Genomic DNA, 23,222 nt, shown 5'->3' with positions numbered 1-23,222 from the left:
TCTCACCCCTTCGCCGCCGTAAACAATCCTTGAGGACGGAATATTAAAACAATAGCCATGATAATCATATTTACTGCTAGTGATAAATATGGAACATAGTAAGCCATAAAACTTCCTGCTAAACCTACTAAAATAGCTGCAAATAGTGACCCTTGGAAACTACCCATTCCCCCGATTACTACTACGATAAATGCTAGAATCGCATATTCCATACCAAGTTCCGCATAAATCGAGCCTGAATAAGGTGCCATTAAAACCCCAGCAACCGCCGCTAAAGCAGCCCCTGTCATAAAGACAAATAAGAAAATTCTTTTAATATTAATACCAAGTGCCTGCACCATATCTTTATTCATAACACCAGCACGAACAATTAAACCAATTTTCGTACGTGTTAAAATGTAGTGGAATAAACCAAATACAATGAATCCAAAGATAATAATGAAGATACGATATTTAATGATAATAATATCTCCCACTTGCCAACTTCCTGCTAAAAGTTCAGGTACCTTTACCGCAACAACATTCGGACCAAAGAATACTTTGATCATCTCTTGAAGGACGAGCATAAATCCTAAAGTAATAAGAATTTGCTGCACGTGGTTTCCATAAACTGGTGTAATAATGAGCTTCTCCATTACAAAACCTAAGATAAGTCCTGTTAGTATTGCCGCTATAATACCTACGATAAAGCTACCTGTGAAAGCATAACTAAATATTCCCGCGTATGCCCCCCACACGAATAATCCACCATGGGCAAAATTTAGAACATCCATAAGACCAAATATAAGTGTTAAACCAGCAGCAAGTAGGAAAATTAACATACCTGTTGCAAGACCATTTATAACTAAACTAATAAATAAATCCATGTAATTCCCCCCTTAGCCAATCCCTAAGTATTTATGCTTCATTTCATCGTCTTCAATTAGTTCCTTCATATCGCCATGATGAACAGTTCTTCCATCATCAATTAAAGTAAAGGAATCACCAATTTTACTAGCCATATAGAAATTTTGTTCTACCAGTACAATTGTTGTACGTTTTTTCATCTCCATAATGGCTTCCATTACTTTTTCAATAACGATTGGTGCAAGACCCTTAGAAGGTTCATCGATTAATAGAAGCTTACTATCATTAACAAAAGCTCTTGCCATTGCAAGCATTTGTTTTTGTCCACCAGATAAATTTCCACCGGCTTTTTTCCAAAACTTTTTTAAGTCTGGAAAAAGTTCTAAAACGTAATCTAATTTTTCTTTACTCTCATCTGTTTCTTTTCTCATAGCAACTTTAATATTTTCTTCAACGGTTAATTGAGCAAAGATTCCTTGGTCTTCAGGTACATATCCGATTCCAAGATTGGCAATATCATAAGTTGGCTTTTTCGTAATGTCCTGATTTATGAATGTAACGGAACCACCTGTTGCAGGTGTTAACCCAATAATTGTTTTTAATGTTGTTGTTTTTCCTGCACCATTTCTACCTAGTAGAACAGATACTTCCCCTACTTTAGCTTCAAAATGAACACCTTGAAGTATGTGGTACTGGCCTATATGTGTATTGACATTATCAAGTTTCAATAAGCTCTCCATCGTAGTGACCCCCTAAATAAGCATTTTGAACTGTTGAATTATTCATAATTTCAGTTGGTGTTCCATCAGCTAGAAGTTTTCCGTTGAAAAGTACCATAATTGAATCTGATAAATCTAAAATCATATCCATCTTGTGTTCAATTAATAGAATCGTCTTATCTCCTCTATTCTTGATCGATTTAATAACATCAAGAATTGCTGGAACTTCTTCTAAAGACATTCCTGCTGTTGGTTCATCTAGTAATAACACTTCTGTATCAAGTGCTAGTAACATCGCAATTTCTAATTTCCTTTTTTCTCCATGAGCTAATTGACTTGCAATGTGATGGGCTTTATTGGATAACAGTACTTGTTCTAATATAGAAAACGCTTCTTCAGTAATATTTTTATATTGTAAATAGTGTTTAAAAGGATTAAATCGAATTTTTTCTTTAGACTGTACTGCAAGACGAACATTCTCTAATACTGTTAAATTAGGAAATACATTTGTAATTTGAAATGATCTCCCTAACCCAATTCTTGTTCGTTCAACAGATGAAAGGTTATTAATCGATTTTCCTTTAAAAAATACGTCACCTTCCGTATTTTTTAATTCCCCACTTATTAAATTGAAAAAAGTAGTCTTACCAGCACCATTAGGACCGATAATCGATTTAAAATGTTTTTCTGGCATTTCAAAATTTATCCCGTCGACGGCTTTATGGCCACCAAAACTAATACTTAAATTTTCTGTACGAATAATTGGTTCCATTTTTCTCCTCCTATCTGCTTCTCTTAAAACCTATTAATACGAAATGCTTGCAAAAGACGCTCAATCACCTATTGAAGCGTTAAAAGAGCTAGCATTTGCAGCTCCATATGGTTCATACTCCATGAATTGATATTCTTTAAATGAATCCACTAATAGATTTTAAGAGAAACAGACCAAATAATGATTTGGCCTGTTTCCAATTATTAACCCTTAGTTGTTCATAATTGGTGGTTCAGTTTCTTCAGGTGAAAGCTCACGAATTAGAACCGGTACTGGGTAATCGAATCCTTCCACTTCTTCTAATCGAACTGAGTAAAGTGGTTGTAATGCTTGGTGGTCTTCTTCACGGAATGTCATAGTTCCTTTTGGCGTTTCAAATGACATACCTTCCATAATAGGAATTAAATTATTTCCATCAGCATCTCCACCTGATTTTTCTAATGCAGTTACAATAGCCATTGCAGCTGCAAATCCACCTGGTGTAAATAAGTCAGGAACTTCACCATTGTGACGTTTTTTATGCTCTTCTACTAACCAATCATTAATTGGGTTGTTTGGAAGAGTATGATAGTATACAGAGAATCCTTCCATACCAACTAATTGACCCATAGTCATTAAAGCTGGAATATCAGGTGCACCTGTTGAAATTTTAATACCATTTTCTTGAAGCTTCATGTCAGAAATTTGTCCCCAAGGCGAGTTTGCACCAGCCCAAACAACAAATAGATAATCTGGTTTTGCATCAATAATTTTTTGTAAGTTAGAAGTGAAGTCAGTTGCATCTGCAGGAGCATATTCTTCAGCAACAATTTCAGCACCTAATTCTAATGCAGCAGTTTTGAAAGCTGCTACTCCATCCCAACCAAATGAATAGTCAGGAGCAAATGTTGCAATTTTTACACCTTCACCAGCGATTGCAGCAGCCGCAGCATATGCATCTTGTGAAGAGTTACGAGCTGTTCTAAAGATAAATTCATTAAACTCAGAACCTGTAATACTATCAGCTACTGCAGGCTCTACAACCATAATTGTTTCATACTCTTCAGCTAATGGAAGAACAGCTAAAGTGTCACCAGAACTTGATGATCCAACTAAGAAATCAACTTGATCATCTTCTAATAGTTTCGTAGCTTTTTGCACTGCTACTTCTGGTTTTGTTTCAGTATCTTCATAAATTACCTCGATCTTTTTACCTGCAACTTCCATTGTTCCCCCAGTTGCATACTCAAGACCTAATTCAAATCCTTTTTGTGTTTGTTTTCCATAAGACTCAAGAGCACCAGTTAATGAAGCTAGAACACCGATTTTAATAGTGCCGCCAGATTCAGTTGTTTCTTTTTCTGTCTCTTCAGTTTCTTCTGATGTTTCTTTCCCCGGATCAGTAGAAGTGTTTGGTGTATTAGTAGATGACTGTTCACCACCACAAGCTGCAAGGATGACAATTAGAAATGCCATCATAAACAGATACCATAACTTTTTCATGAGATAACCCCCTTTGTGTTTTAAAGCGCTTTCATTTGCTTTGAATATAAAATAACCTACCCTAGTTACAAATAAGTTACAAATTTGTGAATAAATCATACATAATGTAGAAAAAAAAGACGTTAATGATTAAAAAGGAGTAATCACTCTCCTGTTCAATCGTTAACGTTTAATCATTTCATAAATTTCGTAGGTTGATTCCATTGGTTGAATGCCTAATTCACTATTTAAAACATCAACACATTTATCGTACCATTTCACAGCTTGCGGACGATTATTTAAATGATAATAACTTAGCATGAGAAGACGGTAACCTTCTTCCCACGTATTATCTAATTGAGTTAATTTTTCAGCCCAAAATACAACATCTTGATATTTTTTCAATCTCATATAACTTTGAGCAAGTCGTTCTATCACTAAGATATATAAGTTGAATATTTCATCTCTTTTTGGTTGAATCCATTCTAGATGTGGATACTCTTCTAAAAGATTCCCTTTATACAACGATACTGCCATTAATAGCCATTCAATCGCAATATAAGGATCTTTTTCCTCTAATCCGAAGTTCGCAAATCTTTTGAAATAATCAATATCTGTTGAACTACCAACACTTTGATGTAGTTGATACATAGAATTTTTTCGTAAAATATAGGCACTATCTTCCCGCGCATTTCTTTCAGGCTCTAATACTTTTAAACAAGCATTATAGATTACTTTAAAATCCCGTGCCATTGCTACATCGTTACCATTTGGCCAAAGTACATGTAATAATTCGTCTTTAGAAACATAGCGATCTTTGTTTAACAACAAGTATAAAAATAATTCCTTTGCTTTTTCTCGCTTCCATTCTTTATCGTCAATTTCTTGAAAATCCCTACTAATACTAAAAGGACCTAATAGGTTTACTGAAATATAATATTTCGGAACGGTCTCTGACTCTTTAAACTTAATTAGATGTGCAACTTTCTTCATTTCATTAAAGTCAGATATAGCTAATTGATAGTTGTACAATTGTTGGAATATTAATAGATTTCTAGGTCCAAGTAATGTGACCTTTTGTAAAAAGAAATCATATTGATTATTCAAACATAACTCAATAAATTGCCGATTGGCCTCTGTAAATAATTGTTTCTTATCTTGTAAGAAATAAATATAAGATAACCAAAAGTAAGCAACCATTTGTCCGTATTGATCTTTACAAAGAATAAATGACTCTTTAGCACGCTTTGCAAATTGTAAGGCTTCAGCTAACTGTTGGTTTTCCAAACAAATTTTTGTAAAAGTAGTTAGTAATAGCGCAGATACCCAAGTGTCTTGTACTCTTTCTGTTTCATATAATCCAAGCTCAGCGTAGGATCTTGCTTTTTCAATATTACCCATCCTGCTGTAAACTAATGCTAATCCCATATAAGATTCAGCTTTAGCTCTTGTAACGTGAATTTCATCCATAATTTCGATAGTCTTCAAATAACTCTTCTCAGCAGCTTTCGCATCAAATGGATTGAGAAGAAGTAATGCGTGGCCTCTACGTAAATACGCAACTGCTTCTGCATATTGAGAAAAATCACGTTCACTATTTTTCACGCATGTATTTGCCCGAACAAATGATTCATCTATTTCCCCTAGCATAGAAAGAATCAGTGAATTGAGTACATCAGATTCCCTATGTGCATCTAAAGGTAATACACCCTTTGCTTCTCTAAGTTTTATCAATACTCTTGCTTCGCTTAACTTACCTTGTCTTAACATAGTTCTTACATCTAAATTTCCTTGATATAATACCTCTTCAGGTAAGTTCATTTTCTTAACCCATTGTTCAGACTCGTAAGCTTTTCCTAAGTTTACAAGATTTTCTGCATACTGCCTTTGTAAAAGATAAAGCTCATCTTTGTTCATGTTGACATTTTGGGCAATTTTTAAAGCCTTTTTCAAATAATCTTCAGCAAATGCAGGTTGAATCGTATCTAGATAGATATGAGCAATCCCCGCATAAGCTTTTAATACATAATACAAATCACCTTTTTTTTCGGCGAAATGTAAACATTGATCATAAGTTTTTTTCGCTTTTTCGTATTGCGCTTTATAACGTAAACATTCTGCTTCATATAAATATAAAGCATAATAATGTTCCTTTGTTTCGTTTGTTAATTCTTTTAACCGCTCTAAATAATAGTCAAACTGACCAGCTTCGATAAATTTTGAAGCAAACTTTACGAGCACTTCTGCCATGAGTACTTCATTTTTTGCTTTATTGGCATGGTGAAGTGAAAACATCGGTTTATTTTCTTCAATAAAATAATGAGCAGCCTTAATATGAAGGTTTGTGTATTCAACTTCATCTATTTCCTTCAATTTCATTTCTAAAAATTGTTGAAATAAAGCATGGAAACGAAATTCCTTTTGTCCAATTAATGGTTGGATAAACCCTTGTATTTTCACGAGGTCCATTAATAGTTCAGCCATTTCTTTACTATAAAAATGTTCGATTAGTTCTTTTGAAAATGTAGGGAATATACTAAACTTTAACAAGGCTTCCTGCTGTTTTTCACTCAAATTTTCAAACACTTCTTCTGATAAATAAGAAAAGAAATCATCTAATGATTGATTCGTAATTTCATCAATTGTTAATGTAGAATCTTTAATCTGTAAAGCAAGTAATATAATAGCAATAGCCCAACCTTCAGTAACCGTTAAGATTTTTTTAACTTGCTCATTCGTTAAGAAACACTCAAAGTAATCTTCAAACAGAACTTGAATCTCTTCTTCTGAAAAAACAAAGTCTTCTTCAGTACATTCGATTAGTTGTCCGTTTATTTTTAATTGGAATAGACAATTCCAATTTATTTTTTGTCTAGTTGCAACAATAAAGTGTATATGAGTAGGTAAATTTTCTATAATTTTGTTTAATACATAATTGATTTGGAATACATGGTTCACTAAATGATAATCATCAATAATGATAAATAATGGTTTATCAATTTTATATAATTCGTTTACAAACATCTTATATAATCTATTTAATTCCTCTAATTTAGGAAACATTGATAGATTATCCCAATTATTTAAATTCGCCCCAAACTGACTATAAACACGTTTTATGCTATAAAATAAGTGCCTCATGAAAGGTAATATATCATCATCTTCTTCGGACACTTGATACCATGAGAAAAGTAAATTTTGGTCTGAAGTAAGTTGTGTTAATGCTGAAGTTTTACCATATCCCGCTCCACTCTGAAGTATAGTTAATTTGGCTTGTGATATTTTCGATAGTTTTTTTGCCAAATTAGCTCGTCGCATAAAATGATTAGATATATCTGGTGGAATAATTTTGGACATTAAAACATTGTGCACTTCACAAACCTCCTTTGCCTAAAATTTATAGTAAAAATCTTCGAGCTTTGTAAACTAGATTAAACATTTTGTATTCAATAATTTTTATCCGCGGCTATATATGTACTGATACTTACTATTAAAATATGTAGTTATTATCTATTATTAATATATTCTGTATTTTTTTCAATAATGAAAAAATACTTTTTAGAAAAATATACCTTTTTACACTAAAAAAACCAGTTACCCAATACAATTCGTATGCACTAAATTGTTGGGTACTGGTATTTTTTATTAAACTGGTAATATATCTAAAAATCGATTCTTAACTGATTGTTCTTTTTCATTTAATAATATATGAATTTCACCATAATCATTTGATGTTCTTATTAAACGACCAATTCCTTGCTGAAGACGTAATAACATAAATGGTAAGTCTACTTCCTCAAAAGGATTGTTTGAAAAGGCACGTTTCGCATCAAACAATGGGTCTTGAGGTGGGAATGGTAAATCATAAATAATGACTCTTGTTAGACTTTCTTCAGGCAAATCTAAACCTTCCCATAAATGATAGGAACATAATGTATTAATTGAACCGCTTTGGAATTCTCTTATTGTCGAGGATAACTCTTGATCTCCTTCGAAAGCTATAGATAATCGGTCCATTAATGACAAACTATTTTTGAATTTCAACATTGAATGCTTTGATTTAAATAAAATTAAAGTCTTCTGCTTACTTTTCAGTAAATCTTTCACTTTAGTATCTTTCTCATTCTTTTCATGTAAAAAGATTTTCATCACTTCTTCATAATCAAATGGAGAAGGGACACTAAATGACATATAATCTTTAATTCCTAAACTAGATGCAATAAACGAGAAATCTTTCTTAACCGATAATGTTGCAGAAGAGAAGATGATTGGTAACTTTTTAGAAAATAGTTTTTCCTCAAGTACTTCCGTAATTAATCGAGGCATGATGACTAAAGTTTCTTCTCCGTCCGTCTCCTCTAACCAATCAATCGCATCTGATTTCGCAGTAAATATCTTTATGGCTGCTTCATATTGCTCTAAAAATTCTTCTGCCATATTTAACTCATACTCTGGAATCATATAAAGTTCTGATTCGAATACAAATTCCTCTAGTAATTTATCAACATCAGCAATTAATTGCTTTCCATAGGATAATAATCTATCGGATTTATTGATTCTTTTACGATTCTCTTCAGATGGAATGATATCCTCACGAAGCTGGTCGAAGAAGAACTCATGATCTTCTTGTAATTTTTCCATTGCATATAGTGTACTTTCACGCACACCATCCACCATTAGACGATCTAACAAGTTCACAATTGTATAGTTCTGTACTTTGTACGTCATTGCCTTTTGTGCAGCATATTCTAACAAGTGACCTTCATCTAAAACGATCATCGATACCTCTGGTAGTAATGGTAAGTGACCTTCCCTTTCACGTGATTCCTTCGTTGCTAAATGCTCCATAAGAAAATCTTGTGAACAAATAATTAAGTCACTAGAACTACGATAATGCGCTCTGTGTAATGTTTGGCCACATCTGTTACGCATTTCGCAAACACCACATTGCATTAGAGAATTGTAGTTTACTTTTTGCCATGACTCGTCACTTATTGATGGATAATCACTTCGTGCACCGTATGGTTGTGTAGAAAGCATAGAACCCTTTGCATAGACACTTTCTGGAATTGACATTGCAATATCGTCAATCCAATCATCGACTTCCACTTTTTCCGCTTCTTCAAAACGTTTTAAGCATAAATATTGATCTCTTGATTTAGCTAATCGAACATCAATATTTAATTGTAAGAGATTCTCAAGTTTTTCAATGTCTCCACCTTCTTTAACAAGCTGATCAATCAATGTTTCATCAGCACATGCAATTAAAGCCGGTCTCCCAGTATAGCGAGCATAAGAAATTGCGGGTAGTAAATAAGCTATTGTTTTTCCTGTTCCTACACCTGCTTCAGCAAACAATACACTTTTTTCTTTTAAAGCTTTTTCAATTTGATAAGCCATAAAAATTTGTTCATCACGACATTCCAACCCTTTTTCAGGTAATTCGTCATAAAGAACATCTCCGATCCAATCACTTAATGATTCGAAAAAGGATTTTTCTTTTGATAATTCAAATGGTAAAGATTTTCTCATTTAAGTTTTCTCCTTCGTAAATGTCCATCTTAGACATTGAAAAGGAAGGAGATGGTTTCTCCTTCCATGTTAATTCTCACATGATAGTAGATTATATTTCTTCTCGTTTTGATTTTTGACCCCAAAACTGATAAAGATCTGTACGAATAAATCCGTTAAATAACTTGCGTTTTTTTGTAGCCTTCTTGCCATATAGTTCTTCAAAATTTTCCATTGAAGATAACATATAGACAGACCAAGTAGGATAGTTTTTCATAACTAATCCTAAGTTTTTAATGACTTGTTCGATCGTTACTTTCTCACCAATACGTTCTCCATAAGGAGGGTTAGAAATGATTACGCCATCTGTTAGCTTCGTCGTAAAGTCTGTTGCTTGCATTTGTTTAAATTGAATGAGATCACCAAAACCTGCCTCAATGGCATTTGATTCGGCAATTGAAATCATTCGATGATCTATATCTGAACCATAGATCATAAGTTCTTGATCATAATTAGCCAATGAATCTGCCTCATCGCGAGCTTCATCCCAAATTTTTGATTTGAACCAATTCCATTCTTCAGAAATAAATTCACGATTATATCCTGGTGCAATATTTTGACCGATCATCGCCGCTTCTAATGGGATAGTTCCAGAACCGCAGAATAAGTCTACAAACGGTCTATTAGGACTCCACTTAGATATTTTTACAAGTGCTGCAGCAAGAGTTTCTTTTAATGGTGCTTCACCTTGTGAAGTACGATATCCACGTTTATGTAGTCCCGCACCTGAGGTATCAATTGTAATTGTTGCCAAATCTTTCAAAATTGAGACCTCAATTTTAAAAGTTGCTCCAGATTCATCTAAAAACCCTAATCGTTTATAGTGAAATTTCATTCTCTCTACGATTGCCTTCTTAACAATTGCTTGGCAATCAGGAACACTAAATAATTTAGACTTAACTGATTTACCTGATACAGGAAAAGATGCGTCTACCGGTAAATAGCGCTCCCACTCAATTTTTTTCGTACTTTCAAATAATTGATCGAAAGTCGTTGCTGGAAATTGTGCGACAACAATTTTCACACGATCTGCAACACGTAGCCAAAGATTACATCTTGCAATAGCTGTTTCGTCGCCTTCAAAATATACTTTTCCATTGTCTACTCTTGTTTCGTAACCTAAATTTTGGACTTCTTCTGCTACAATTGATTCTAAACCCATTGCGCTAGTCGCTACTAATTGAAATTTAGTCATTATTTTATTCTATCCTTCCTTCAACTCAACTTCCCAAAACTGTAAAAACTCGATTAACAGTTCCATTGGTAATGGCTTTGAGTAATAATATCCTTGGATATAGTCACAACCATATTCACGTAATTTTTTTACTTGTTGTACACTTTCTACACCTTCTGCAACAACTTCCACATTTAAACGGTGTGCCATTTGAATAATGGCATCGACTATCGCTTGTTTTTCATCTAGACTTCCTAAATGTTGAATGAAACTACGATCTATCTTTAGATAGTCTAATGGGAAACGAACTAAGTAACTTAAAGAAGAATAACCCGTTCCAAAATCATCAATTGAAATTTTAAAACCAAGTTGTTTTAATCGAACTAACTTATTGATTGTTTCAGAATCATTATTCATTATGGTTCTTTCTGTAACTTCGATTTCAAAATTATGTGCTGACGTATTATTTCTTTCCAAAATTTCTTTAATTGATTGTAAAAAGGAATTTTGATGAAAATGAATACTCGAAATGTTAATCGACATTAGTATATTGGAGAATCCGGCTAATCTTAACGTTCTTAAATCTTCACAAGCTTTTTCAAGTATTATTTCACTCATTGGAATGATCAGTCCAGTTTCCTCAGCTATCGGTATAAATTCAGCAGGTGAAACATAACCAAATTGTTCATTGTTCCAACGAACAAGCGCCTCAATTCCCTTAATTTCATTTGTTTTTAAGCATACTTTTGGCTGATAATACAATTCAAAATCTTTATTTTCTATAGCTTTTCTTAGTTCACTATCTAACTTAAGTAATCGTCTAGAATCATTACTTAAATCATCAAAATAAAACGAATAACCATTTTGTCTCGTATTTTTGGAATAATACATTGCTTTATCTGCCCGATGGATTAATTCATCTGTAGTTTTACCATCATTGGGGAAAATACTAACACCAATACTTGTTGAAATATAAATTTCATGTCCGTGGATGTTAATAGGCTCTTCTAATATTCGGATGATTGTCTCTGCAAAGTGGGCTGCTTCTCTTGGATGTGTGATATTTGTGAGAGTGATAACAAATTCGTCCCCACCGTATCTTGCTAAAATGTCTTTGTTTTTTAATAAACCTTTTAACCGTTTCGCAACTTCAACAAGTAGTTGATCTCCAATAGAATGACCGAGTGTATCATTTACTTGCTTAAACCGATCTAAATCTAAAAAGAACACTGCATGAAATACTTTATGGGAAACTTTTTTAGAGGATTCCAATAGGTTATTCATTCTTTCAAGAAAAGCAAAGCGATTATATACTTCTGTTAAAGCATCCGTCAATGCTCTTCTCTCTAATTCATTTTCAACCATTTTTCTTTCGGATAAATCAGTAAAAATCCCACAAAAATTTGTGATATTTCCATTTTGGTCTTTAATTTCAGTAATGGTTAGATGTTCTGGGTAGACATCCCCTGTTTTTCGTCTATTCCAAATTTCACCACGCCAAATTCCATGCTTTTTTAAGTTTTCCCACATCTCTATGTAAAATTTTTTATCATGAATACCGGATTGAAGTATTTTTGGAGTTTTCCCTTTAACTTCTTCCAGATTATATCCTGTTACAAATTCAAATGCAGGATTAACTGCAACAATTTTTAGTTGATGATCTGTGATCATAATACCTTGTGAAACATTTTCTAATATTACTTTTACAACCTCACTAGTGTAATTAAAAGTGGGCTCACACGGTTCAATATGTGGTAAATTTTTATGACTTTCCATAATAATAACTCCTATCCAAAAGAAAGGCCCTCCACTGTTATGGAGAGCCTTCAAGACTTGAGCGTATTTTTTGCTCCTTCAAACTATACGTTAGACAAGTATAGCATTAAATTTACATATCGTCTTCTTAGTAAATAATAATTAGATTAATTTTAAAGATAGTATATCAATTAAATCAAGTAAAATTCAATAAGCCATGTTTTGTTCCCGAGTACTCAATCGGCCAAAGCCTCGTACGAACCGGGTAGTAATCATCTATCTACGCGAATGACCGCGTCCCTCCATCCGTTCATTTCCTTCAGGAGAGTGCCCCTACCATAATTTGGGTTTCTCACTCGTGGGGTTTACCTCGTTCCACCTTCAACGTTTCCGATGAAGCTCCGTCACTGTGGCACTTTCAGGAAGTGTCAACCATATCCTAGGACTTAGGTTTTCCTTCCGCCGTCAAGGCTGAGCCTTGCCTTACCTTATTTTTTCAGTAAGCACGAACACTACGGTCATCTCAGATCCGTGTGAGCATGGACTTTCCTCTACAACTTCGAAGAGTTGCAGCGATTACTCGAATTTCACATTGATAAACTCATTATACTAGAAAACTGTTTTAATTTCAATGACAGTAACTAAATTAATTACTCATATAATTTGCTACCAAATACATGTTTTTCTAAATTTGAAAGTCTCTTTAATATATCAAAGTTAGTATTTCCAACTGATGGTGTTGGTTGAGACCTTCTAGTAGTATTTTGTAATTCTTCTCTTAAACGTGTATTTTCAGCGCGAAGTTCAGACAGAATTTTCTCGAAAGTGTCATAATCCTCCATAATTTGATCTAAGAACTGATCAACTTGGTCAACACTATAACCTTTCATCACTTTCTTAAATTCTTTCTCTAATATTATTTTTGAATTTAATTTTATTTCCATTCACATCGCCCTTCCATACAATACATACGTAAACTTATTATATCATATGAACATGTTGAAAAGTGAAGGAAAACACACGGCAACCAAAAATTTCACAATCTCTTAATAGATTCCTCTATCAGTTTCAGCGGGAATCATGTCAAAATTTCGCATTAAAGTAGAATATTCTTGTCAAATTCTGCGCTTACCTGGGAAATGAAATTTATTTCTTTAGGAAATATTTCTTTTATTTTCTATTCGTTGAACTCTCTTTTCCCAACGTTCCAATAAGTTCATTTTTTGATTTGTATTGTAAATGATTGAATTTGAAATTAAACTTATTCCTTTTAATGAATAGTTTAATGCTATATCAAATGATTTGAATTGATGCTCGTATAGAATTGCTAATTGCTCATATGCTTTTAATAATTTTCTATCCTCTAGATTTATAATTGCTTTTTCAAAATAAGTTGCTGCTTCTTCAAATTGGCCTTTTCTTTTCTGATCTATCGCTAAATAAAAATAAGCTAGACAAGATTCCTTATCACCGTAATCATCTGTCACTTTTCGTAAAAATCGTTCACTTTCATCGCCAAATTTTAAATCTCCATACCATTTTCCTACATTAGTTAAAGTTGTAGCAGCTTCCCCCATAGTTGTATCAAACAACAAATTCGTTGAATGAATATAAAGGGTAATTAAAGATAATAAATCCCACTCATTATGATATAAAACCTTCATTAATGTATCTGCATTTCCACTTTTTAATGCATCTGCGTAGATTATTGGAGCCAAAAACCCAGGAATATCTCCCTTACGTTTGAATCCTAATTTTTCCTCTTCTACAGTTGTTAGCTTCATTTTTTCGAGATTTTTCTTCCAAATACGCTTTGAACTATGAAATAAATCAACTTGTCTATGTTCTCTTAGCTTCGGTAGAAATCGTTGATGTAATGTCCATCTAGATTCGAGCTGTGGCCAATCAAAGCTTTTCCCATTATACGTAACAATCGTTTTCGGTTTTTGCCAAAACTTCGATTCAAATAAAAGAGCTGCCTCGTTTGAAGGATCCGCTAATACATATTGGGTCAAAAGAAAGCCGTTGTCATTTCCTTCGAGTAAACCTACAAGAAAAATTTGAGTTCCAACACCCTTTAAACCTGTTGTTTCTGTATCAAAAAACAAAATGTCCTCATCAAATGTTAGAGAAAATGGATGATCCAAACTAGAATTCTCCCATTTCTCGATTGCGTCATAAAAGGCTCCTAACATATAGGAACCATGTTGATACTCGAGTGGATACTCAATTTCTCTTTTTAACACAACGCCAAAATCATTTTCAATTGCTGTTAACCCACAATTTTTCCAACTTGTTAAATGATCGGGTTTTGGTGGTTTTTGGAAAAACGGTTTTTGTTCGACTTTCTCCTTTTTACCACCAAGCATCTTCTTCAATTGCATTATTTTATTTTCATACGACATATCCAATCACTTCATCTCATTGATCAATAAAGATAATATTTTTAATACTTTTTCTTTCCCATTTAACAAACTGTCTTGCGCGCCAATACATGATGGACAACCATTTTCGCATGGACAAGCCTCAACATGTTTAATGGATTCATCTAAGATGGTGTCTAAAATATCATAGACTTTTTCACTAAGACCGATTCCTCCAGGATAGCTATCATAAATGAATAAAGTTGGTTTTTCATTATGGATCGATTTTACTTGTGGTACGACGGACAAATCTTTCCGATCACATTGAATATATAATGGAATGAATGACCCAATTGCATAGGCCGCACCTGTTAAAGCATCAGTTAGCATTTCTTCCGACCAATTTTCAGGCATTTCAAAAGAAAGCCATGTAGAATTTGTATGCATTTCAAGTGGTGGAATATGAATTTTTCCTGAACCAATATTCTCGTGAGTATTAAAACGGATTTTCTTGAAAATCGTTGGTATAGCTAATAAACTTACATCACCGTAACCTATTGTAGCAGATTGATAGTTTTTTTGCTTGTCTTCACTTAACACTTTTAACTCAACTGCTAAATTGGCATCTGTGAAATAATCTACATTGACCTCACGTACAAATGCTTTCTTTTCTTCCCAGTCTAATTTCTCTACCTGATATTGAATTCCTTGATGAAGGTATATCGCTTCATCGTGTAAAAGAGTCATAGCGCTATAAGTGTCCATTTCACCAATTACTTTTGTAGCTCCTGGTGTTGACCAGTCGATAATGACTACATTTTCTTGAGCAGCTGAACGTAAGCTGATTTCATGTGCTGGGAATCGGTCACTCATCCAATGCCAGTTCGTACTAGTTTTAATTAAAACCCCTTCTTCTTCTAAAAAGGCTAATAGTTCTTGTACTTCAAATTCACCATATGTGTCGGTCATTGAAAACGGCAATTCAAAAGAAGCACACTTTAAATGCTCCATTAGGATCAAAATATTTTCAGGGTTAATTAACGCTTCTTCTGGAGAGCTGCCTAATAAATACATAGGGTGATTTACTACATATTGATCGAGCGCTGTTGCACCGGCAACATAAATAATTAATGCAGAATCTTGTCTTCTCCCCGCTCTTCCCGCTTGTTGCCATGCACTTGCAACATTACCTGGATACCCTGTCATTATACATGCTTGTAATTGCCCGATATCCACTCCAAGTTCAAGGGCATTTGTACTTACAACTATTTGAATAGTACCATCTCTTAGTCCTTTTTCAATGGCTCGGCGTTCAGTAGGTAAATAACCTCCACGATAACCACGTATAGTTTCATCTTGTATTTTCTTTTTTGTTAATTCTTTTAAATATGTTACAAGCATTTCTACACGAACACGAGACTTTGCAAAAACAATTGTTTGAATACCTGCTTTAAACAACCTTGTTGCTAAATCACGAACTTCTAGAACACTACTTCTTCTCACACCAAAAGTTGGATGTACAATTGGTGGGTTATAAAATAGGAAAGTTTTTTTCCCAACAGGTGCACCAGACTCCGCAATCAGTTGGTGTTCTGTATTGGTTAGCTTCTCTGCTAATTCTTTTGGATTTTTTATAGTAGCAGAAGTGCATATAAAAATAGGATTACTTCCATAAAACTCACAAATTCTTTTTAGTCTTCTAATTACATGAGCAACATGACTACCAAAGACACCTTTATATGTATGCAATTCATCAATGACAATATATTTTAAGTTCTCAAAAAGCGAAACCCATTTCGTATGGTGTGGCAAAATTCCTGAATGTAACATATCAGGATTCGTCATAACAATATGTCCTGCTTTTCGTATTTTTTGTCGAATCGCTGGTGATGTATCCCCATCATATGTATAACTGAAGATTTCCTCACCCATACCTTCTATTAAATTATTTAAATCTGTCTTTTGATCTTGGGCAAGTGCTTTAGTAGGAAATAAATAGATTGCTCTACTAGAAGAATCTTCTAAAATTTTTTGCAATACAGGTAAATGGTAACAAAGTGACTTCCCTGATGCAGTTGGTGTAACAGCAGTAAAGGATTGCCCACTAGTTGCATAATCGAATGCCTGGCGTTGATGTGTATAAAGTTGAGCAATTCCTCTTTCTGTTAAAGCTTTTTTAATAGAAGGATGAAGATGATCTGGAAATGAAGCATATTTAGCGGGCTTCGCTTCAATCGTTTCCATATGTAGAATATTATTTTTTATATCTTCATCTTTCTTCCAGCTTTGAATTAGCTCATCCACTGACTTACTTCTATTTAGCTGCATCTTTATCTCCTTCCTCTAAGGTGCGTAATAAATTTGATAATGTATAGTGAACAGATTGGATCGATTGCAAAAGTCTTTTTTTGCTCGTTTCTTTGTAAAAAGATTGCACTACAAATTGATTCATCGCATCCACTGCATTTGATATTTGAATTTCATGAATATATTTTGGCTGGTTTTTTCGAATCCAAGTATTTGCTTCATCTTGCCATTCTTTTAATAATGCTTGAATTTGATCAGCATAAGGTTTTACTTCATCAAAAAATAAAGGTTCTGCATCTATCTCTCGCATTTTAAAGAAGCGATTGACTGAAGCATCACACTCTTCGATTAATTGTTTTGTTTGATTTATTAAACTCATTTTTTGGTTACCCCAAACTATTAACATATTTTATGAATTCTTTACGGACAATTAAGCCCTATTTCCTCTTTAAAGATCAAGGAGAGACTAAACTGTCCGCAAAGGAACAATCCATCATTACCTGATAGAAAGTTTTATTTTATGATGTTTCTAGTTTACCAAAAACTATCGTAAATCACTACTATAAGGGGAACACGTATTCTTTACATGAAATTGCTTTTCTGCTAAGCTTACTTTCTGGTGAGTGTTTACTATTCTTGATAGTAAAGCTTCATTTAAAGTATTACGTTCGTTTTCAATTTTTGCGGTCAGCATCTGATCGATACAATCAATTTGTGATAGTAGCATCTGTAATCTATTCAACTTAACCAACCTCCTTTGCTATATCATTCAGTGCAAAGAAGGAAATTCCTTTCGTGGTGTCAAAACTAGACATAGGTTGATAAAAGAAGAAGAATTTCGATATTCTTTTATGTTAATATTATTCTAAAAAATGGTTATCATTTTGATAAGGGTGATTTCATGACTATACGCTATCCGAATGGCAAAGTATACAAGAGATCTGGTGAAATGAAAAGTGAAAATAAGCTTAAAAGACAAGATAAAGAGCTTTCTTTTAGTAATCGTGGGAAAACTCTTGAAGATGAAATCAATGATACGAATATTTATTACCTAAATAAACAAATTGCTGTTATTCATAAGAAACCTGTTCCGATTCAAATCGTCAAAGTAGAGTATCCGAAAAGAAGTGCAGCTGTTATTCGAGAAGCTTATTTCCGCACCGCTTCTACAACGGATTACAATGGCGTCTGGAATGGCTATTATATCGATTTTGAAGCAAAGGAGACCGAGAGTAAAACATCCTTTCCTTTGAAAAACATGCACCCCCATCAAATCAAACATATGGAAGATGTCACATTACAGAATGGAATTGCTTTTACGATTGTAAGATTCTCAAAGTTAGACCGATACTTTGTTCTACCATATACAGTATTAATGAGTGCGTGGAAAGAAATGGAAAGTGGCGGATCAAAATCAATACCTTTAAAAGTCTTTGAATCTAGTACTATGGAAATTACTCCAGGATTCAATCCCCGTATTGATTATTTAACTGCAATAGAAAAAATGATAATAGAAAAAGAATAGTAGTTTATATATAAGCGAGGAGATAAATATGTCTGAAAGAAAGACCCGTGAAGAGCTAAAGCGAGAACGCGCGTCAAAAAAAAGACAACAAAAAACACCTGCAAAACTTTGGATTAAACGAATTATCTTATCAGTATTAGCAATTGGTTTAGCAGGATTTTTATTTGGTGTTGGACTTTTCGTATACTATGCAAGCTCTGCACCTGAATTAAATGATGAATTATTAAAAGACCCAATATCTGCTGAATTCTACGATAAAAATGGTGAACTTTTTGCAACTATTGGGACTGAAAACAGGAAGTATGTCGAATACAAGGACATACCGCAAGATTTAGTCGATGCGATATTAGCGACTGAAGACGTTCGCTTCTTCCAACACTTTGGAGTAGATGTTTGGCGTACAATGGGTGCTGTACTAGCTAACTTTAGAGATGGGTTTGGTGCACAAGGTGGTAGTACAATCACTCAACAAGTTGTAAAAAATTCATTTTTAAGTAACGATAAGGCATTAAAACGTAAAGCACAAGAAGCATGGCTTTCTATTCAATTAGAACAACAGTACGAAAAAGAAGAAATTTTCGAAATGTATTTTAATAAAATTTTAATGTCTGGTAGAATCTATGGATTTGCTACGGCAGCCGAATATTTCTTTGGTAAAGAGTTAAGTGAATTAGAGTTAGATGAAATGGCATTACTAGCAGGTATGCCACAAAGTCCAAATAGATATAATCCATTTAAAAATCCAGAACGTGCACAACAACGTCGTGATCTAGTTCTAGATTTAATGGTACAACATGAAAAAATTACACCAGAAGAAGCTGCAGCTGCTAAAGAAATTGACGTAACTACACGCTTAGTACCAGAAGAAGACCGCGAATCTGTTGCAGGTTCACAATATGACGCATTCCTTGATGTTGTATTAAATGAACTTGAAGAAAATGGTGATGGCGAACTGCTAAGTGAAGGTATTAAAGTTTACACAACACTCGATCCAGACGCTCAAACAGTAGTTGAAAATGTCATGAATAATGCGGCAAACTTCCCTACTGAAACGATTCAATCTGGTGTTGCAGTTATTGATACAAAAACTGGTGCAATTCGAGCAATTGGTGGGGGTCGTAATTATGGAGAACGTGGTTACAACTTCGCAGATGATTTAAAAACGAGATCACCGGGTTCAACAATGAAACCTTTACTTGATTATGGTCCAGCTATTGAATATTTAAATTGGTCAACAGGTCAATCAATAGTTGACGAGAAAATTACCTATACAGGTACAAATCAACCAATTTCAAACTGGGATAATAAATATTTAGGTAAAATGACCATCCGTGAAGCACTTTATACTTCTCGAAACGTACCTGCTGTAAAAACACTTCAAGAAGTAGGTACTGATCAAGCTAAACAGTTCGTTTCCAAATTAGGTATTCAAGCTAAAAATGTTTATGAATCAGATGCAATTGGTGGTGGAGATATTACTCTTACTCCTATTCAAATGGCTGCTTCATATGCTGCATTCGGGAATAACGGGGTTTACAATGATCCACATGCTGTAAAAGAAATTATATACCGTGATGGTTCTAAGAAATCTTATGACAATGAATCAGTTGTAGCAATGGCAGACTCTACGGCATATATGGTTACAGATATTTTACGTGACGTATTAAGCAATAAACCAGGTGCTTCTGGTTCTAGAGCGAATGTTTCAGGATTAGATATTGCAGGTAAATCCGGAACAACAAACTATTCTTCTGAAGATTTTGAGAAATATGATTTACCAAGTTCTGCAGTTCCAGATTCTTGGTTCGCTGGATATACGACAAATTATTCAATTGCCATTTGGAGCGGTTATAAAGATCATAAAGAGCCTATCACTACGTGGGAAGAACGTTGGCTGCCACAATATTTATTTAAGTCTATAATGTCTCAAATTTCGGCAAATGTGGAGACACCACGTTTTAGTAAACCAAGCAGTGTAGTTGAAGCTACTATTGAAGTTGGGACAGATCCTTTAAAAATAGCAAGCGAGTATACACCTGATGAATTAAAATCAACAGAATTATTTGTTAAAGGTACAGAACCAACTGAAGTATCAGATAAATACAAAAAACTTGAATTAGATCCACCTTCTAATTTACAAGCAGTGCCGAATGAAGTTGGCGGATTAGTTGATTTAATGTGGGATTATACACCTCCAACAATTGAGAATTCTGATTCAAATGATGGAGAAAATCAACAAACCGTACCAATATCATTCGAAGTAACTATGACAGTTGATGGTGGCGAAACTATAGTCTTCGAACCAACTGAATCGAAACACGTTACAATTCCAAATCTCGAATATGGAAAGAACTACACATTCTCTGTTGTAGCAATATCAGATGATGTACGTAGTGAACCAGCTTCCACTTCAATTGTTCTGGAAGACCCTATAGAAGAACCTACCATCGAAGATCCAAATATCGATGATGGAGATTCTGAAGATGGCGAAGATGGCGAAGATGGCGATTGGAATGATGAAGGTAACAACGGTGACAATAACGAAAATGATGGCGGAAATAATGATGGTTCAACTGAAGGATCAGATGGAGGAAACGAAGGTGAAGGTGCAAATCAACCAACTAACCCTACTCCACCATCCAAACCAGGACGCGGAAATAACAACAATAACTGATAAAGTAAAATACGGAAGTTTCATATTGATGAAACTTCCGTATTTTTTTGTTCGCTTAAGTTTGAGTAGAAGGTTAATTTAAACGTTTTTCTAGACAACTTTTTTCAAATCCTCATGAAATTGTCTAGTAAACAACGAACCCCAAGTTATATTACCTACATTACCGTCACGAATACCCCTCCGATTCGATACAAAAAAACACAACCCAATCCATCTTGATCGAGTTGTGTTTTTCAATTTATTTTTTCAATCGTAAACGTGCTAGTCGCTTTTTTGTTTCTTTAAATAACTCATCTAACTGCCTGTAACATGCATATTGACCAGGTCTTGCTTTAATGAAAGAAAGACGTTCCTTCCCATTTAATGGTAAAACTTCATAATCTTCACCTTCGATTAATTCCTCAGATGAGTCACTTGATGTCGTAACGATTAATCTTTCATAAAGGGCAATCCCTTGCTCCATCAACGTGTGAGCAAGCCCATTTCTCTCATCGTGTGCTTGATGAATTTGTTGGCTCAATGATTCCCATTCTAAAAATAATGGCTCCACTACTTCTTTTTGAATGTTGGCCGCATTAAATGAAATCATATTTTCACCAATCCTTTTTTCAACCTTTTCTGACCTTCTCGACAAAGATCTAGTAATGGGCACGTACCGCATTGAGGATTTTGTGCTTTACAATGATATCGACCAAAAAAGATTAATTGATGGTGGGTTTTTGACCATTTTTCTTTTGGTGTTTTTTTCATGATCGTCTCTTCAACTTCTAAAACCGAGTCCTTTAATCGACATAAACCAAGTCTTTTAGAAACACGTTCAACATGTGTATCAACGGCTAAAGCAGGAATATCAAATGCAACCGAAAGTACAACGTTTGCAGTTTTCCTACCTACACCAGGTAATGTAACTAACTGCTCACGAGTTTGTGGTATTTCTCCGTTGAACTCGTTAATCAATTTCTCACAGAGAAGCTGAATATTTTTCGCCTTATTACGATATAAACCAATGGATCGAATATCTTGTTGAAGTTCTTCTAGCGAAACCGCCAGATAGTCTTCTGGTGTTTTATATTTTTTAAATAAATCTTTTGTTACTTTATTTACCAATACGTCAGTACATTGAGCTGAAAGTAAAGTAGCAATCGTTAACTCAAACGGGTTATCGTGGACGAGCTCACAATGTGCATCAGGAAACATTTTATCCATCTCTTCTAAGCAATGTTCCCACTGTTTTTTCGTAAGCACTCTCGTTCCCCCCCTATTCTCTTTCATCTAACCAGTTATAAAAAGGAACTTTTGGAGCTGGTTGTTCTTGATTTGTTTTTGTAGTTGCTATTGTCGTTTTGGAATGGAATTGTTGTGTATGTTGCTCTACTTGTTTGAGTGAAGTAATATTCTTCTTTTTCCATTCAAATAATATACGGTCAATATATCTCAAACTTACTTTTCCAGCAAGCACCGCTTCTTTCAAGGCTGCTTTAATTAGTTCAGGTGTATGGCGGTCTACATCAAGCCACATTGAGATTGTTTCGATCTCCATAGGTGAGAGAAGCCTGCCAAACTCCTGTTCAAATAAAGTAAACAATTTGCCTTCTTCATTTTTTTTCGCGACTTTTTCATTCGATCTTTCATTGGACTCTAATAAATCTAGAATTCTTTCCCATAGAGGATAGACAGAATACTTCTCAAAGAGTTTACCACTTCCATCTACACCTTGTGTAATTTCAAGGAAGCCTTTTTGTAGTAATCTCTGTAATTGAATAGCGATTTCATTATTTGTTTTATGCAATCGTTGTTCTAGATCGTTTGGTGTTGGAAAGTCATTATTTTCTGCATGAAAAGCAATTAAATGCAGGAGAATTATTGCTTCATCATCCGTGATTTTTAATTCCTTATAATGCTTAAAGAAAAACTGTGGAATTAATACTGTTTCTTGTCCCGTCCATAAACGAAGTCTATGATTTTTTTCATGCACAATGATTTCTCTCCTTCCTGTTAGAAAACACAATGCAACTAGAGCACGAGTTGTTAGTATATTATTAGCTGTTGCTAATA

The 23,222-nt window shown here is 34.1% G+C and carries 18 protein-coding genes and 1 other RNA gene; 2 read left to right on the top strand and 17 right to left on the bottom strand.

All coding sequences use genetic code 11. The features are described 5' to 3' along the window. Positions 1 to 2: 2 nt before the first annotated feature. The 14 genes from ACOQFO_RS14640 to ACOQFO_RS14575 form a co-directional block, all read right to left on the bottom strand. Positions 3 to 866 carry a branched-chain amino acid ABC transporter permease gene (locus tag ACOQFO_RS14640; protein WP_421690401.1) on the bottom strand — a complete coding sequence of 288 codons (864 nt, stop codon included), beginning with the start codon at positions 864 to 866 and terminating at the stop codon, positions 3 to 5. Between the two features lie 12 nt (positions 867 to 878). Next, positions 879 to 1,586 carry an ABC transporter ATP-binding protein gene (locus ACOQFO_RS14635; protein WP_421690400.1) on the bottom strand — a complete coding sequence of 236 codons (708 nt, stop codon included), beginning with the start codon at positions 1,584 to 1,586 and terminating at the stop codon, positions 879 to 881. Beyond that, positions 1,564 to 2,337 (bottom strand): ABC transporter ATP-binding protein, encoded by a 774-nt coding sequence (locus ACOQFO_RS14630; protein WP_421690399.1) that lies wholly within the window; start codon positions 2,335 to 2,337, stop codon positions 1,564 to 1,566. The genes ACOQFO_RS14635 and ACOQFO_RS14630 overlap by 23 nt, the downstream gene beginning before the upstream one ends. A 210-nt stretch (positions 2,338 to 2,547) precedes the next feature. Continuing rightward, on the bottom strand, positions 2,548 to 3,819 hold the full coding sequence (locus tag ACOQFO_RS14625) for an ABC transporter substrate-binding protein (protein WP_421690398.1): 1,272 nt from the start codon (positions 3,817 to 3,819) through the stop codon (positions 2,548 to 2,550). Positions 3,820 to 3,981: 162 nt separating this feature from the next. Continuing rightward, the gene (locus tag ACOQFO_RS14620; RefSeq protein ID WP_421690397.1) at positions 3,982 to 7,170 is read right to left on the bottom strand and encodes a BTAD domain-containing putative transcriptional regulator; all 3,189 of its coding nucleotides are present in this window, start codon (positions 7,168 to 7,170) and stop codon (positions 3,982 to 3,984) included. Between the two features lie 273 nt (positions 7,171 to 7,443). Further along, positions 7,444 to 9,330, bottom strand: a complete 1,887-nt coding sequence (locus ACOQFO_RS14615; RefSeq protein ID WP_421690396.1) for an ATP-dependent DNA helicase — start codon at positions 9,328 to 9,330, stop codon at positions 7,444 to 7,446. Positions 9,331 to 9,421: 91 nt separating this feature from the next. After that, positions 9,422 to 10,564 (bottom strand): THUMP domain-containing class I SAM-dependent RNA methyltransferase, encoded by a 1,143-nt coding sequence (locus tag ACOQFO_RS14610; RefSeq protein WP_421690395.1) that lies wholly within the window; start codon positions 10,562 to 10,564, stop codon positions 9,422 to 9,424. Positions 10,565 to 10,573: 9 nt separating this feature from the next. After that, entirely contained in the window at positions 10,574 to 12,319 is a 1,746-nt protein-coding gene (locus tag ACOQFO_RS14605) for a putative bifunctional diguanylate cyclase/phosphodiesterase (RefSeq protein ID WP_421690394.1), read from the bottom strand. A gap of 185 nt (positions 12,320 to 12,504) precedes the next feature. Next, positions 12,505 to 12,886: RNase P RNA component class B (gene rnpB, locus ACOQFO_RS14600), an RNA gene on the bottom strand. A 62-nt stretch (positions 12,887 to 12,948) separates the two neighbouring features. Next, positions 12,949 to 13,242 (bottom strand): cell division regulator GpsB, encoded by a 294-nt coding sequence (gene gpsB, locus ACOQFO_RS14595; RefSeq protein WP_421690393.1) that lies wholly within the window; start codon positions 13,240 to 13,242, stop codon positions 12,949 to 12,951. A gap of 210 nt (positions 13,243 to 13,452) precedes the next feature. Next, positions 13,453 to 14,703: a ribonuclease H-like domain-containing protein gene (locus tag ACOQFO_RS14590; protein ID WP_421690392.1), complete on the bottom strand. Its 1,251-nt coding sequence runs from the start codon at positions 14,701 to 14,703 to the stop codon at positions 13,453 to 13,455. A 6-nt stretch (positions 14,704 to 14,709) separates the two neighbouring features. Continuing rightward, complete coding sequence (locus tag ACOQFO_RS14585) at positions 14,710 to 16,989, bottom strand: DEAD/DEAH box helicase (RefSeq protein WP_421690391.1); 2,280 nt, start codon at positions 16,987 to 16,989, stop codon at positions 14,710 to 14,712. Further along, the gene (locus ACOQFO_RS14580; protein WP_421690390.1) at positions 16,976 to 17,347 is read right to left on the bottom strand and encodes a YppE family protein; all 372 of its coding nucleotides are present in this window, start codon (positions 17,345 to 17,347) and stop codon (positions 16,976 to 16,978) included. Before ACOQFO_RS14580 ends, ACOQFO_RS14585 begins: the two co-directional genes overlap by 14 nt. 165 nt (positions 17,348 to 17,512) lie before the next feature. After that, the gene (locus tag ACOQFO_RS14575; protein ID WP_421690389.1) at positions 17,513 to 17,710 is read right to left on the bottom strand and encodes an endonuclease; all 198 of its coding nucleotides are present in this window, start codon (positions 17,708 to 17,710) and stop codon (positions 17,513 to 17,515) included. A 159-nt stretch (positions 17,711 to 17,869) separates the two neighbouring features. Between ACOQFO_RS14575 and recU the strand changes: the two genes are divergently transcribed. Together recU and ACOQFO_RS14565 are read left to right on the top strand one after the other, a co-directional pair. Then, the gene (recU, locus tag ACOQFO_RS14570) at positions 17,870 to 18,493 is read left to right on the top strand and encodes a Holliday junction resolvase RecU (RefSeq protein WP_421690388.1); all 624 of its coding nucleotides are present in this window, start codon (positions 17,870 to 17,872) and stop codon (positions 18,491 to 18,493) included. A gap of 28 nt (positions 18,494 to 18,521) precedes the next feature. Beyond that, positions 18,522 to 21,167, top strand: a complete 2,646-nt coding sequence (locus ACOQFO_RS14565) for a PBP1A family penicillin-binding protein (protein WP_421690387.1) — start codon at positions 18,522 to 18,524, stop codon at positions 21,165 to 21,167. Between the two features lie 238 nt (positions 21,168 to 21,405). Here the strand turns inward: ACOQFO_RS14565 and ACOQFO_RS14560 are convergent, their stop codons facing one another. The 3 genes from ACOQFO_RS14560 to ACOQFO_RS14550 are packed head-to-tail and all read right to left on the bottom strand — an operon-like array spanning position 21,406 to position 23,142. Further along, positions 21,406 to 21,756, bottom strand: a complete 351-nt coding sequence (locus ACOQFO_RS14560; RefSeq protein ID WP_421690386.1) for a YpoC family protein — start codon at positions 21,754 to 21,756, stop codon at positions 21,406 to 21,408. Continuing rightward, positions 21,753 to 22,412, bottom strand: a complete 660-nt coding sequence (nth, locus tag ACOQFO_RS14555; RefSeq protein WP_421690385.1) for an endonuclease III — start codon at positions 22,410 to 22,412, stop codon at positions 21,753 to 21,755. Before nth ends, ACOQFO_RS14560 begins: the two co-directional genes overlap by 4 nt. 13 nt (positions 22,413 to 22,425) lie before the next feature. Then, positions 22,426 to 23,142, bottom strand: coding sequence for a DnaD domain protein (locus tag ACOQFO_RS14550; RefSeq protein WP_421690384.1), 717 nt, complete (start codon positions 23,140 to 23,142; stop codon positions 22,426 to 22,428). Positions 23,143 to 23,222: the final 80 nt, after the last annotated feature.

Source organism: Ureibacillus sp. MALMAid1270 (assembly GCF_049202975.1).
Lineage (GTDB): Bacteria > Bacillota > Bacilli > Bacillales_A > Planococcaceae > Ureibacillus.
The sequence above is the reverse complement of the archived record's forward strand: the minus strand, read 5'-3'. Positions and strand labels throughout refer to the sequence as shown.

Coding starts and splice junctions, on each gene's coding strand:
- ACOQFO_RS14640 (WP_421690401.1), bottom strand. CDS start 866: ATGGATTTATTTATTAGTTTAGTTATAAATGGTCTTGCAACAGGTATG.
- ACOQFO_RS14635 (WP_421690400.1), bottom strand. CDS start 1,586: ATGGAGAGCTTATTGAAACTTGATAATGTCAATACACATATAGGCCAG.
- ACOQFO_RS14630 (WP_421690399.1), bottom strand. CDS start 2,337: ATGGAACCAATTATTCGTACAGAAAATTTAAGTATTAGTTTTGGTGGC.
- ACOQFO_RS14625 (WP_421690398.1), bottom strand. CDS start 3,819: ATGAAAAAGTTATGGTATCTGTTTATGATGGCATTTCTAATTGTCATC.
- ACOQFO_RS14615 (WP_421690396.1), bottom strand. CDS start 9,330: ATGAGAAAATCTTTACCATTTGAATTATCAAAAGAAAAATCCTTTTTC.
- ACOQFO_RS14610 (WP_421690395.1), bottom strand. CDS start 10,564: ATGACTAAATTTCAATTAGTAGCGACTAGCGCAATGGGTTTAGAATCA.
- ACOQFO_RS14605 (WP_421690394.1), bottom strand. CDS start 12,319: ATGGAAAGTCATAAAAATTTACCACATATTGAACCGTGTGAGCCCACT.
- gpsB (WP_421690393.1), bottom strand. CDS start 13,242: ATGGAAATAAAATTAAATTCAAAAATAATATTAGAGAAAGAATTTAAG.
- ACOQFO_RS14590 (WP_421690392.1), bottom strand. CDS start 14,703: ATGTCGTATGAAAATAAAATAATGCAATTGAAGAAGATGCTTGGTGGT.
- ACOQFO_RS14585 (WP_421690391.1), bottom strand. CDS start 16,989: ATGCAGCTAAATAGAAGTAAGTCAGTGGATGAGCTAATTCAAAGCTGG.
- ACOQFO_RS14580 (WP_421690390.1), bottom strand. CDS start 17,347: ATGAGTTTAATAAATCAAACAAAACAATTAATCGAAGAGTGTGATGCT.
- recU (WP_421690388.1), top strand. CDS start 17,870: ATGACTATACGCTATCCGAATGGCAAAGTATACAAGAGATCTGGTGAA.
- ACOQFO_RS14565 (WP_421690387.1), top strand. CDS start 18,522: ATGTCTGAAAGAAAGACCCGTGAAGAGCTAAAGCGAGAACGCGCGTCA.
- ACOQFO_RS14560 (WP_421690386.1), bottom strand. CDS start 21,756: ATGATTTCATTTAATGCGGCCAACATTCAAAAAGAAGTAGTGGAGCCA.